General features: G+C 43.6%; 8 protein-coding genes, 1 tRNA gene and 1 rRNA gene (1 of these 10 running past the window's edge). 1 reads left to right on the forward strand and 9 read right to left on the reverse strand.

Going from position 1 to position 14,435, the window contains the following annotated elements; genetic code table 11:
- Window positions 1-12: 12 nt before the first annotated feature.
- Genes NQ536_RS08290 through NQ536_RS08305 form a run of 4 tightly spaced genes read right to left on the reverse strand, consistent with a single transcriptional unit; the run spans window position 13 to window position 3,888 of the window.
- Window positions 13-516 carry a Gx transporter family protein gene (locus NQ536_RS08290; protein ID WP_004853806.1) on the reverse strand — a complete coding sequence of 168 codons (504 nt, stop codon included), beginning with the start codon at window positions 514-516 and terminating at the stop codon, window positions 13-15.
- Window positions 513-902 carry a NusG domain II-containing protein gene (locus NQ536_RS08295; RefSeq protein WP_004853805.1) on the reverse strand — a complete coding sequence of 130 codons (390 nt, stop codon included), beginning with the start codon at window positions 900-902 and terminating at the stop codon, window positions 513-515. Before NQ536_RS08295 ends, NQ536_RS08290 begins: the two co-directional genes overlap by 4 nt.
- 45 nt (window positions 903-947) lie before the next feature.
- Entirely contained in the window at window positions 948-2,057 is a 1,110-nt protein-coding gene (locus tag NQ536_RS08300) for an FAD:protein FMN transferase (RefSeq protein WP_004853804.1), read from the reverse strand.
- A 34-nt stretch (window positions 2,058-2,091) separates the two neighbouring features.
- Entirely contained in the window at window positions 2,092-3,888 is a 1,797-nt protein-coding gene (locus tag NQ536_RS08305; RefSeq protein ID WP_004853803.1) for a nucleotidyltransferase family protein, read from the reverse strand.
- A 222-nt stretch (window positions 3,889-4,110) separates the two neighbouring features.
- Here NQ536_RS08305 and NQ536_RS08310 point away from each other — a divergent pair, with 222 nt between their 5' ends.
- On the forward strand, window positions 4,111-6,045 hold the full coding sequence (locus tag NQ536_RS08310; RefSeq protein WP_004853802.1) for an ABC-F family ATP-binding cassette domain-containing protein: 1,935 nt from the start codon (window positions 4,111-4,113) through the stop codon (window positions 6,043-6,045).
- Window positions 6,046-6,147: 102 nt separating this feature from the next.
- On the opposite strand, the gene NQ536_RS08315 is transcribed toward NQ536_RS08310, so the two are convergent.
- The 5 genes from NQ536_RS08315 to NQ536_RS08335 form a co-directional block, all read right to left on the reverse strand.
- Window positions 6,148-8,586 (reverse strand): hypothetical protein, encoded by a 2,439-nt coding sequence (locus NQ536_RS08315; protein WP_155803903.1) that lies wholly within the window; start codon window positions 8,584-8,586, stop codon window positions 6,148-6,150.
- Window positions 8,587-8,643: 57 nt separating this feature from the next.
- Window positions 8,644-10,902, reverse strand: coding sequence for an ATP-binding protein (locus NQ536_RS08320; RefSeq protein ID WP_004853800.1), 2,259 nt, complete (start codon window positions 10,900-10,902; stop codon window positions 8,644-8,646).
- A complete protein-coding gene (locus NQ536_RS08325; protein WP_004853799.1) occupies window positions 10,899-12,059 on the reverse strand; it encodes a metallophosphoesterase family protein in 1,161 nt (386 codons plus the stop codon). The genes NQ536_RS08320 and NQ536_RS08325 overlap by 4 nt, the downstream gene beginning before the upstream one ends.
- A gap of 361 nt (window positions 12,060-12,420) precedes the next feature.
- Window positions 12,421-12,491, reverse strand: a tRNA-Trp gene (locus tag NQ536_RS08330).
- A gap of 191 nt (window positions 12,492-12,682) precedes the next feature.
- Window positions 12,683-14,435, reverse strand: a 23S ribosomal RNA gene (locus NQ536_RS08335) (it continues 1,127 nt past the right edge of the window).

Genomic DNA, 14,435 nt, shown 5'->3' on the forward strand with positions numbered 1-14,435 from the left:
ATATATTATCATTTAAATATCTGGAAGGTTTTTCACCAAAACGGCTCCCGCAAGCCCTATACACACCCCCGCTATAGTTCCCGATATACAAAGAACCGGTATGTATATCAGGATGTTTCCACTCTTCATGAGCGATGCTGCCATGATCACTTGTCCTGCATTGTGGCTCACTGCTCCGAGTATGCTCGTTCCGGTAATGCCGAAGATCCTAAATCTCATACATACTGTCATAACGATAAGGCTAAGCACCGCACCCGCAAGACTGTATATCATCACCGACATATTGCCAAATAGCAGCGCTGACAGCAGCACCCTCACCAAGGATACCATCCACGCAGATCTGGTATCCATCTTTACCATGACAACTATCGTCACAAGATTTGCAAGGCCGAGCTTCACCCCTGGAACTGCTATATTCAGCGGGATCAGCGACTCAATGTATGAAAATACCATCGCGATTGCAATGAACATACCCATATATGCTATTTTATTTGCACTCCATCTGCTTTTACTCACTTTATATCCACTTCCTGTTCCTGCCCGCCGTGAACCTCTATCACCAGCTTATGCGGCAGACATGTGATCGTCTCACCGTTCCTGTTCTTTGTTCCCATCCGTACACATACTTTATCCGGGCAATCCGCCGACTTCATGCTGACCGCACCATTCCTGACCTCAACCGTGTTACTGCCCTTATCTGTCTGAAATGTATACTCATCATCTACACTCAGATCTATCGTCTGCACCAGCTTGTCGTCTATGTATACATCCGCAGTGTTTCCAGACTTAAGTCCGTATTTCACTATGAGCACACCTGTTACGCCTAAAATGAGCAGCACCGCTGCAAGCACGATGTCGCGTTTTTTTGTTGTATATTTATCCTTCATTTCCATATCTGTCATTTTCCATTATCATCCATATAATCTATATTCGTCTTGAAACATATATCATTCCTGAATCAGACTGTAACCTGCTCCCGATAAAGTAAATCTATCCCTGAGTCCATCGCTGACGTATACATTCATCTGGTCATCGATCAGTATGGCTTCCGCACCGTATCTGTTTACCGCCTCCATCGCAGCTTCTCTGTCCAGAAGCATACAAAGTGTAGATAGCGCATCACTCAAAAGTCCGTTATCACAGACGACTGTAGCTGCTATCGTGTGTTTCCATGCCGGATACCCAGTTTTTGGATCCAATATGTGATGATATCTCTTTCCGTCTTTCTCAAAATACTTCTCATAGTCTCCCGAAGTGGACACAAATAGCGTCTCCCCGTCTTTTGCACTTATAACCCCCATGATGCTTTCCTCGCCGGCACGCGGATCCTTAACACCGATCTTCCAGTCCGATCCATCCGACTTGCTTCCATACACCATGATACTTCCTCCAAGCGCAACGCACGCACCCGTGACAGAGGTTTCTTCTAGGTAATCCGCCGCAACATCACATCCATATCCCTTTCCGACAGCTCCAAAGTCCAGAGACATTCCTTCTTTGGCTATATTGACATATGGCTTACCATCAGAGCTGTTTTTCGCTGATATGCATGTCACCTGTGTGACATCCACATCTGACAGCGCAGCATCTATATCAGTCTGGGATGGCACGTTCGTGCTTCCTGATTCTATGCCCCAAACCTCGGCAAGCGGTCTGATTGTTATATCAAGCAGATCTCCATTGTCCTCGGATATTTCAAGAGTCCTTTCGAGTACATCTGCAAGTTCATCGCTTATCTGGTAATCCTCACCAGCTTTATAAGAATGATTTATATTCCACACCTCTGAGCCGTCAGATCTCCAGGAGATCACTTTTTCGTCAAGATTATTTTCCAGATCCATTATATCATCTATAATGTCGCTGCCATTCCTGCCATACACAGTTATGGAGGCAGTTGTCCCCATCACTGTTGTGTTCAAAGTCTTCTCTGCCTTATCCGCATTCTGTCTGCCCGTTATTATCACTATAGCGACAATTGCCGCAGCACATAATGCTGCGGCAGCTATCTTAAAAGCGTTCTTAAATTTATTGTTCTTTATAACATTCTGCTTTGCCATTTATCCGTTCTCTTCTCAATATGATACTGATTTATTATTTCAAGTACTCATCATGAACCTGTTCCCTTAGTGAATATCTGAATGATTTCTCATATTCAACATTCTCGTTGATGCTGTGGTTTACCTCCTCAAAGAAACTCTGGTTGATGATGTCCATGGAGTAGAATATCGGGTAATTGCTGTTCTTCTCCCACATCATAACTCCACCGTCCACAGATTCCTTTCCATACTCAGCCTCATACCGTGCCTTGCAATCTCCGCTGCACAGATATACGTGACAAAGTCCATTCAGCGTCTTTTTCAGCATATCAGTTCTGAGTATGTATCCATCACAATCGATCGCCCAGTCCGGGATCACATCTGGTTTAACAATTACAATTATCGGCATATTTCTGTCAGGATTCTCAACTATCGTGTTGAGCTTATCATAACTTATCTCCTCCGGACTGCTGCCCTCCTCCATGAGTATTCCGGCATCAACAAATCCAACCTCATTAAATATCTCTTTCATGAACTTTGGTCTGCTGTACCGTCTCTCCTTTACATTTATAGTCTCACAGATATTCTCCACCTTAAGTCTATAGATATCTCCATCTGGAATAATATCCGCAGTGACATGCCAGATAACTCCTGCCTCTGAATTGCTTATGTGCTGGAAATCCATCTGATATCCATCATCTGAATATGCAACATAAACCTTGTATCCTATAGTCGAATAATCAACGCTTGTAAGTTCCTCCGGCATCTGCGGGAATACCATACTGATATGTTCCCGGATCCAGCTGTACACTATCTCACATGCCTTTACATATCCTTTCTTTGGGATTCCGACTATATGGCTGTACACAACATTGGGCACCATTGGTTTGATCTCTGTCTTCACATCAGGTCTAATTGCCGGAACAAACTGTTCCTTGTCCAAAAGTCTGGAAATATACTCATTGCGGACTATCTCCTTGTTGATGAGATATATGACTCTGTCCGGCGTCAGCTCCTTGTGATACTTCTTATTCAGGAGTATATCCACAAGCTCCCTCTTGGTAACCTGATGGAACTGCGCCACTATATCCGGATTCTTGTCAAGGTATTCTCTAAGCTCCGGCTTTAAAGGATCCTGGGTTATCCTCAGACGGTATTTGCTTCTGATAGCGTTCTCCCAGTTCTTCTCCTTGTACTGGGAGTCATGTATGCTGTTGAATATCTGCATGATTGACCAGTCGCACAGCTCCAGATTTGCTATGATGCTGTTCATGACTCTGGACAGATCCTCGTGTCCCGTCCACAGGTCCGTCTCCTTGGAATCGGATCCAAGCTTATATTTATATCTCATCTCATGCTCTATCTCATGCCAACCCTCAAAGAGTACTGTCCTGAGCTGCACCTCAAATGTCTGGTCAAATGGCTTTGTCCACACGCTTGCCGGTATGTTTCTCAGATATTTGCTCGGTATCCTGAACACACCGTTGCACTTCTGTGCCTCGAACTTATTCTCCTCATTCTTTGTCTTTGACCAGTTGTCAAGAAGAAACGTCTCCTCAAGTATCTTTTCACATATATCCATATCCTCAAGGTAAAAGAGGTTTATTCTTATACCTATGATATCCTGTATCTTTCGTCCCCCCTCCTCAAGAGAATACTTGCCTGTCTCCAGCTTGTGAAGAAGTGACGATTCTGACTTTATCCTTGAAGTACTGTTAAAATATATTCCTGCATTGTTGAGCTTTGTAACAAGAGTGTTGAGAAGACTCATCTTGACATTGTTAATCTCCTCTATCTCCTGCTCCTGCAAAAGTTTTTCCTCGCTATTATAGTCATAAATGCTATAATTCATTACATCATTCCTTTTATTATTTATATGTTAGATTTTCTCATACTTTTATAGTATACCACATGCATTGTCTAATTTGCATAAAAAAATATGAACATTTTATAAAAAGCAGTGCAATTCCACCTCTGATACAAGAAAACACCACTGTGTTCTTGCGAAAATAAAGTCTTATATATATAATTAGCTTTGTATGTCTAATTATATAGTACGAATGCGAGGTTTTTTATGATATTAGATTGTCAAAACATCTGCAAGTCATTTGGCACGGATGTTATTCTGAATAATATTTCCTTTCATCTGGAAGAAAAAGAAAAAATGGCTATAGTCGGCATAAACGGAGCCGGCAAAACCACTCTTTTGAAGATAATCATGGGCGAGGAGGAGGCTGACTCCGGTCAGGTCATAATCTCAAAGGACAGAACCATCGGTTATCTCTCCCAGTATCAGGAGAGCAATTACAACACTACTGTCCGTGGAGTCATGCTTGATGCTTTAAAGCCGATACTGGAGCTTCAGGACAAAATGCGAAAGCTTGAAGCCGAGATGGAGAACCAGTCCGGAGAAACACTTGAAAAATCTTTGGAGCTATACAACCGCTATACCCATGAATTTGAATACAAAAACGGCTACAGCTGTGAAAGTGAAGCAAACGGAGTCTTGAAAGGTCTCGGTTTTTCAAAGGAAGACTACGACAGGCACACAGATTCCCTGTCAGGCGGTCAACGTACACGTCTGGCCCTCGGCAGACTTCTCATGGTAAAGCCTGATATCATAATACTTGATGAGCCTACAAACCACCTTGATATGGATTCCATCTCATGGCTGGAGGGATTCCTTTCCTCCTATCAGGGAAGTGTTATCATAGTCTCCCACGACCGTTATTTTCTTGACAAAATAGTAACCAAGATCGTAGAACTAGACAACGGACACGGTCAGGTGTACAACGGCAACTACACATATTTTGCCGGCAAACGCGCCGAAATCAGAGAGAGCATGATGAAAGCTTACCTGAACCAACAGCAGGAAATAAAGCACCAGGAGGAGGTCATCACAAAGCTCAAACAGTTCAACCGTGAAAAATCCATAAAAAGAGCTGAAAGCCGTGAAAAGATGCTCTCCAAGATAGAAAGGCTCGACAAACCTACCGAGGTTACATCCGAGATGAAACTCACCCTTGAGCCGAATATACTGAGCGGTGAGGATGTCCTGACCATAGAGGGACTCACGAAATCTTTTGGCGACAACAACCTCTTCACCGGAATCGATATGGATATAAAGCGTGGCGAGCATGTTGCGCTCATCGGCGGCAATGGAACTGGGAAAACAACCATCCTGAAGATGATTAACAAACTACTTTCAAAGGACGCAGGAACCATCATTCTCGGCTCCCGCGTAAAGATCGGCTATTACGATCAGGAACACCATGTACTAACCATGTCCAACACCATATTTGATGAGATCAGCGATGCCTATCCTGACCTGTCAAACACAAGGATAAGGAATGTCCTGGCAGCTTTCCTATTTACCGGCGAGGATGTATTCAAGAAGATCCAGGATCTTTCAGGTGGCGAACGAGGCCGAGTATCTCTGGCAAAGCTGATGCTTTCCTCCGCCAACTTCCTGATCCTAGATGAGCCTACAAACCATCTGGATATCACATCGAAGGAGATCCTGGAAAATGCCATAAGGAATTACACTGGAACGGTTCTCTATGTATCCCACGACAGATACTTTATCAATCAGACTGCCACAAGGATCATAGAACTTAAGAATAAGGAGCTCACAAACTACATAGGCAATTACGACTACTACGAGGCACATAGAACTTACAGCGAAAACAGTCAGGGAAATCCATTCACCCCTGTAAGCGGTAACCAGGAGGTCAAAGCTGTTCCTGCCGTATCCCAGGCCAAGCTCTCCTGGCAGGAAAGCAAGGCAGAGGCTGCAAGAAAGCGCAAGAAGGCAAATGATCTGAAAAAGCTCGAGGCATCCATCGAGGAGCTTGAAAACAAAATCTCCGAGATAGACGAGCAGTTTCTTCTCCCAGAAAATGCCACCAATGTAGGTCTCTTAAATGACCTGACAAAGGAGAGGAATGCCGCTGAGAGCGAACTCGAAAAACTCTACGAAGACTGGGAAATTCTTTCTGAGGAAAACTAATTGATATTATAAACTTAGACAAAAATACCTGACGATGATTCATGCGAATTCAATATGCTGATATTGAAACCTACTTTCATGACCATCGTCAGGTATTTTTTATTAATGTCTTACATGTATTATCTTCTTCGCATACTGTCCTGAAAGATCATATGCTGAATTGCTTATGTACACCTGATTACCGCTACCCATACCGCCCTGGAGTATCCAGTACTCAGGCTTGTTTCCACTGTCTGTTCCCCAATCGTGGACATATGCCTCACAAGCCGCAGCAGAGATTCCAAATCCCCTCAGATACTGCTTGAGCGCCTTCGCAGTTGCAAACTTACCAAAGTAAATTCCCACATGTGTCGGCTCCCCATTTGTATAATATACTATCACATCTCCAGGTATCAGGGCGTCATATGAAAATGCTTCCCTGTCCGCAGTCAGGTCGTATTCATTTGATGTAAGCCAGCTTCCGTTCTGGGATAGTATCGCATTCGCCGTTACCTTTCTTATTGCCCAGTCAGAGCACATGTTGCTTGAATTTATCACAAATCCACCCTTTGAGTAGCTTGTATACTTAACTGTCATATCGACAGACGGATCACTGCCGCCCGCATACCTGAGTGCATTTGCCACAAATACATTACAGTATATGCCTGTCTTGCCAAGATATGCCCTGGTGACTTTCTTCATCCAGGCATTATAATCCCAGCTTACGTTCTCAACCATAAAGCACTGTCCATACTTGTTAAATGTGTATTCAACGTCATCCACAATCTTCTTGGTGGATTTGATGCACTTACCACTGCCACTCACATAGTAATATGCTGATTTGTTGTTTATGGCTGTCTTCTTAAGACCTGCGCCGCTGAGTGCAAGTTTTGCACCGCTCTTATATATTGAACAACCCTGTGCAGAATCATAATACACATATGCTGTTACATACACCTTATCGCTCACATACACGGCACTGGTCTGGCTTATAGTCTTCCATCCCTTTGTCCTGACAAGCTTGCCGTCATTGCCAAGGTAATAATATCCACCCGGAATATACACAACAGCATTTCTCTTCTTTATCCAGTTATTATTTACACATATCCTGTAGGTATCCGCATAACCGGATATAGCGTGTCCTTTTCTGTAATAGATTATATCGGACAGCCCCGTTGCATCCGTATGTATGACAAGATTGTTGTATGTTGGGAGCCACACATTCTTTGCAAGAACCAGCTTTCCCTCATCTGAGACTTCATAAGCTCTGTATCTCACTCCGTCCGCCTTCACCATATACATTACAGTTCCGGCTTTTATATAGTATCTGTATGTGTCTGACTTCACATACCACTTTGTACCATTGTATTTTGCACCATTGACAAAGTAATAATATGTACCGTTGACATTCAATATGCCTGTACCTGTACTCTTCCATGAACCGCCCTTATAATTGAACAGTTTTCCTGAGTATGCCTTATTCGGGAAATCATCTGAATAGAATACCCTCACTGCATAGAACTTATCAGAGAAATAGAACTCATAGTCACCCGTCTTTACCCAGACAGACTTTACAGCTTTTCCATCCTCGCCAAGATAATAATAATCATTATTCACATTGCGGAGCTTATTCTTGACCGGAATACCCGCCTCATAAAAATACAGGTTATCATTTTTCTTCACAACACCTGAAAGCGCATTCCCCTTGCTGTCGTAGGCAACATAAATATTGTTGATAAGTACCTTTCTGCTCTTTACCGCGGTTTTCTTTGTTCCAGTGTAACTGTAGCACTTCTCCCCATGATACGCAGTCTGCACATGTCCCTCGAACAGATGTACATACTTTACTGTAGCGCTGCCAATGCTTCCCGATATATCTGTATCCACCAGCTCTCCTGTAGGTGAAGCACTGCCATACTTGTACCATCCATCTGCAGTAACCGTCTTACCACCCACAAAGTAATCACAATATCCGTTTCTCTCAAATATACCCGTGGCAGCTTTGTCATCCGTATAATATGTGCCATTGTAGTACCCGCTGAGTTTTACAGAATAATCCTTGTTGAAAGTGAAATGCGTAAGTTCTATGTTCTTTCCGTATTTCAAACTCATTTTTACTTTTCTGATAGACGAATTATAATTTTTCGACTCAAGCATATCAAATGTAGTATCCGTATAGCTTCCGTTATATTCCACATTATCCTCACTGTCATCAGCAGCCACCAAGTACAGCTTTGTTCCGTATTTTATGAGAGCATATGTGATCTTTGTGTCCGAATCCTCCGCTGATCCGAGATAATAGCTTTTGCCTTCGGCAAAGCTTATCCTGAACATTCCATCTGTCGAATTAGAGAACACATAAGCTGAGCTGTCCATGACAAGAGCTGTCTCCTCAACCACACTTGACGGTGTAGCTATGCCGCTGCCATCATCGATTTTCCTGATGTTCTCTGCCGCGCTGACGCTGATCCCGGATATCCCGACAAATGCTGTCATCATGAGTAACGTCCGAAGAACAGTTTTCCTGATTATGTAAGTCCTGTTTTTATTTTTCAAATTCATATATCCTTTATGTAGCATTGTTCCTCCTATATTTCACCAACTAACTTAAACTCTACCTTATAGTACACGATTTTGGCTGCATGTGAAATATATAATCTGATATTTTTCTTCAAGAAGAGACATAAGCCTCACCGCACCCACCATATTTCTATCATCCAGATTGACAAATGGATCATCCATTATAAGAACCGGTCTCTCTCCCTGATACATAACATCCACCAATGCAGCCCTGATACATACATCAGTCAGATCCTTAAGTCCTGCACTCAGCGTTTCCTTATCTCTGTACATTCCCTGATCTCTGTAACTTATATCCATTTCTGAATTCATCTGCATGTCATTTTCTTTATCCGAAACGCACAAATAGTATTTGTCAAATGCTCTCTTTACCGGTTCTGTATACCTTGCGGTAAACTTTTCCTTCGCCTGACCGAGCAGATCGTATGTTTTCGACACCAATTCATATCTCTTTATATCGCAGTCGAATTCTGGCTGTTTTTGTTCAAGCTGTACCGCAATATCCTTTATATCTTCAAGCTCTCCGATGAGATCTGCAAGCTCCACATCACACTCCGCAATCCGACTGTCTATATTTAAATTAACCTCAGAATCTGTCACATCATTATCTGTATGGATTCTGTCCGCAGCGCCTGAAACCGCCATGCATCTGTCATTGTAATTGTTCAGTCTTCCCTGTATCTCTATTAGCTGGCTGAGCACATCCTCTGCCGGTTCAAATCCAAGACATTCTATATAAAGGCATATCTCTTCACGGACAGATCCGCACTCATACTGTGCCCTGCTAAGTGCTTTCTGTCTTCTGTTCAGATCAACCAATTCCCTTATCTGGTCTATATCCCCGCCGAAATTATCAAGATCTAGATGCAGGCCATATTCTGTTGTGACAGACTGAAGTTTTTTTATATTCTCTTCTATCTCACGCTTGTCAAGCTCGATCAGTTCGGATATTTCTTTATACAGCGAAGTGTGATCCTCCACATCCAACGCGCTATCCTCTGCATTCTCTCCTAATCTGGAGTACATATCGTTTTGCAAGTGTTCTCCTGCCCTATTGCCGTTTCTTATAATGATTCCTAAAATACCTGCTATCACTGCAGCTAAAAATCCCAGTGCCATGATCTGAACGGTTATAACGCCAGTCAATCTGAGAAACAAAGTTCCAACAAATGCTACTATCGCCAACACCGCACATACCCCAGATATTTTTCTTCCATATGTTTTTTTCTCCTCGGCTATATATCCTGGAACTGCTTTATCTGAGGTACTGTCGACATTTGCAAGCTGTCTGTTAAGTCTGTCTATCTCCTGCCTGTTCTGTCTGATCTCATTCCAGATATCCGAACATTTGTCAAGCTCCATGTCCGACGGCATATGAATTCCGCTTCTGTCATCCTGTTTGTGTGGGAAATATCTCGACATGAGTTCTTCACAACGCTCTCTGTCACGCAGTGGCATCTTCACAGTATCCAGACGTGCTTTCATCTTTTCTAACTCCCTGGCTCTGTCGATCTTTTCCTGAAGCTCTTTTTCATCGGGGAGCGCCCCAGGAAAATACCCGGCAGCCCTCTCTCTCTCAGCCACATTGTATTGATACTCAGCGGCATCACTCCGCATCTTGCCAATACTTTCTCTTCTCTCCCTGAGCTTTTGTATTCTAGACTCAACTATCCCTGTTCGTCTCACCCTTTCTTTGAGCTCAGAAAGTTCCTTTTTTCTTTTATACAGTTCCCCTGTCTTTTTATTTGGAGACATGCTGTTTATGACTGCTTTTAGTCTGGCACTCGCCTCGTCGTAATTATTTATATCTGCCGTACTTCCCGATATGTTTCCGATCTTTGCATTTATGCCATCGGTTGACGATGTTTCGCACTCATTCTGGCCTATGTAGACTGTTCTCTGAAATGATACTGAATCAAGCTGAAATAATTCTTCTCCTATATTATCCGAAAATCCGGGAACTGGCAGATTCGTCTCCACATCATAGATAACTGATTCATCATCACTCTTCTTTGTTCCAAATACTCTCTGAATCCTGTATGTTCTTCCATCTGTCTCAAATACCAGTTCACCGCCATACACATCACCAGCCCATGGTCTGTAATATTTCCTCTCGTTTTCAAACTCATTTCTCTTTGTCTCGCCCTCAAAGCCATAGAACATCACCCGGAGAAATGCAGCAAATGTACTTTTTCCCCAGCCATTTTCTTTGACAAAACAATTGAGCCCATCCTCGAATTTGATCTCTAACTTTCTTAATTTGCCAAATCCCTCTATGTAACATGAAATCAATCTCATCTGGTCCAGACCTCCTCACCGGCAAGCGCTCTTATACCTGTCTGTATAATATACGCCTTATCATCCTCTGACATATCCTGTTCCAGTACCATCCTGACAAACTCACCTTTAAGCGTAGCATCGTGTACATATTTCAGCGGATCCACTCTGAGATCTGTCTTATCAGCGATCTTTACATAATAAAACGAGTCGTTAAACTGTCTGGCAAGATACTCCATGTCGATCTCACTTTCCACATCAAGGCCGCCGGTCACTGTTATCTTCACAAGCGCCCTCGCCAGATCATTCTCCCTGCCGTTCACGTCACCGTATAACTTTTCGGCGATCATATCGGCCACGTCCTGGCTATCTACGGCACCTGTTATATCGACCTGTACGTCATATAACCGCCTGTATGCAAATGGTATAAACTCTGTATTCATATCCCCCGTTGCTTCATCTATATCGATCAGCATAAAACCATGCTCACCGCACTCATCAAATCCTCGTCCCTCAAGACATCCGGGATATACATACATCCCCCTGTGATCAAGTTTTTCTCTCTTCGGTCTATGAACATGTCCAAGTGCTAAATAGTCTATTCCTCTGTCTTTGAGCTTGTCCAGACAAATCTCCTCCGCCACATGGGCATCCCCATATTCCTGTTCCTGTCCATGAAGAGTCACAATATTTACATCACGCTCTCTAAGAGATAATTCATCGTATATTCTATTTTTGTTGTCGGACGTCATTTCGATCCCTGCAAGCACAATATTGCAGCGTTCATCATTTCCGCTATGCGCCGCGCTCTCATCTGCCATGCCATTCAACTGGTAATACGTCCAACGTTCGTCAAACATATGCAGATTCTTAGGAATATTTCTTCCCGCAAATATACTTATTCCCGGATCGTGATTTCCCCTCAAATAATACACTTCCAGTTCTCCGTGCCGCGCTATTTCGCCAAGCACTGTATTTACCGTAGATGCCGATATCATCTCAGAATCAAACAGATCCCCGGCGATTATAACTGCCTGCACGTCATTGTCCGATGCATAGACCAACATTCTTCTAAATGTATCAAGTATCTCTTTTCTCCTTGTCCTTGCTTTTTCTTTATCCAAATGTGTTGTAAGTGCAGAATCCAAATGAATATCTGCGCAATGTATTATTCTCATAATTCATTAACCTCTTTTTTCAACTGGCACATACGCCATATCACTTTACTTCTTCATAAAAACTTATTAAACTATTATAAAATGCAGTTTTCCAGAAGTATATAATTTTTTTGCAAAATATTTATTCCCTTATCATGTCAAAAGCCCGCGGCACCTGCCGCGGGTTCACTTTTCTTGTACCTCCTATTTGATAAATATATGTTTTCACTAAAATTTTCAGGTGAAAACAATGTCTTCAGTTGATACATGAAGTATACTATCAGTTGAATTTTGTTTCGAAGTTTTTACGAGCATTTTTCTTCAAAATATTAAAAAACGCCAGAAGCCTTGTAAATTCAAGGTTTCTGACGTTTCTTATCAGCAGGGGATGAGAGAATCGAACTCCCACCAAAGGTTTTGGAGACCCCTATCATACCATTTGACCAATCCCCTATATACAGAAAAAATTTAACACCTGTTGCAGCGTTAAATTTTCCTGGTACTCTTTACTTTTGTACCTTCAGAATTTCACACAGAAAGTTGTTAAGACTTCTATCTTTTGTCTATCTTTTTGTCCATTTCCAAGTAAACTTTTTTCTTCCGCTTTTTTGCGTATCTCCAAAGCTTATCTCTTAGAAACCTCTAAGGATAAGTCCTCGACCTATTAGTACTTCTCAGCTCAGTGCGTTACCGCACTTACACTCAAAGCCTATCAACCTTGTAGTCTTCAAGGGGTCTTACTCCGAAGATGGGATATCTTATCTTGAGGGGGGCTTCACGCTTAGATGCCTTCAGCGTTTATCCCTGCCAAACTTGGCTACTCTGCCATGCCTTTGGTAAAACAACAGATACACCAGAGGTTTGTCCATCCCGGTCCTCTCGTACTAAGGACAGCTCCTCTCAAATATCCTACGCCCACGCCGGATAGGGACCGAACTGTCTCACGACGTTCTGAACCCAGCTCGCGTACCGCTTTAATGGGCGAACAGCCCAACCCTTGGAACCTGCTACAGCTCCAGGATGCGATGAGCCGACATCGAGGTGCCAAACCACTCCGTCGATGTGAACTCTTGGGAGTGATAAGCCTGTTATCCCCAGGGTAGCTTTTATCCGTTGAGCGATGGCAATCCCACTTTATACCACCGGATCACTAAGTCCTACTTTCGTATCTGCTCCACCCGTCGGTGTCGCAGTCAAGCTCCCTTCTGCCTTTGCACTCTTCGAACGGTTTCCAACCGTTCTGAGGGAACCTTTGAGCGCCTCCGATACTCTTTCGGAGGCGACCGCCCCAGTCAAACTCCCCGTCAGACATTGTCCCCCAGCCGGGTCACGGCTGCAGGTTAGAAACCCAGTACTGTAAGGGTGGTATCCCAAGGTTGGCTCCATGGCAACTGGCGTCACCATTTCCTAGCCTCCCACCTATCCTGTACAGACAGTACCGAATCCCAGTATCAAACTGGAGTAAAGCTCCATGGGGTCTTTCCGTCCTGGCGCAGGTAACCAGCATCTTCACTGGTATTTCAATTTCACCGGGTGTGTTGTTGAGACAGTGCCCAAATCATTACGCCTTTCGTGCGGGTCGGAACTTACCCGACAAGGAATTTCGCTACCTTAGGACCGTTATAGTTACGGCCGCCGTTTACTGGGGCTTAAATTCAAAGCTTCGATTGCTCTAACCTCTCCTCTTAACCTTCCAGCACCGGGCAGGCGTCAGCCCATATACCTCACCTTTCGGTTTTGCATAGACCTGTGTTTTTGCTAAACAGTTGCTTGGGCCATTTCTCTGCGGCCATATTTCTATGGCACTCCTTCTCCCGAAGTTACGGAGTCATTTTGCCGAGTTCCTTAACAACACTTCTCCCGCCGGCCTTAGGATTCTCTCCTCATCCACCTGTGTCGGTTTACGGTACGGGTACTCATGAAACAATAGCGGCTTTTCTTGGCAGCTGGCTCACACGCTTCTCTACTAATGTTCGATCCACATCGCGCTTTACATTTCTCACACGGATTTTCCTATGTGACTGCTATACGCTTGTACCGGCTTTTCCATTTCCGGCTCGTGCTCTCCTTCTGCGTCCCCACAGTTCTGTTCATAAGCAGTACAGGAATTTCAACCTGTTATCCATCGACTACGACTTTCGTCCTCGCCTTAGGCCCCGACTTACCCAGGGAAGATCAGCTTTACCCTGGAAACCTTAGATATTCGGCCTTTAAGATTCTCACTTAAATCTCGCTACTCATTCCGGCATTCTCTCTTCTTAACTCTCCACTGCTCCTTACAGTACAGCTTCATCGACTTAAGAATGCTCCTCTACCATCCTTTCGGATCCACAGCTTCGGTGTCGTGTTTTAGCCCCGGACATTTTCGGCGCAGGACCTCTCGACTAGTGAGCTATT

The organism is Coprococcus eutactus (assembly GCF_025149915.1).
Classification (GTDB): Bacteria; Bacillota; Clostridia; order Lachnospirales; family Lachnospiraceae; genus Coprococcus; species Coprococcus eutactus.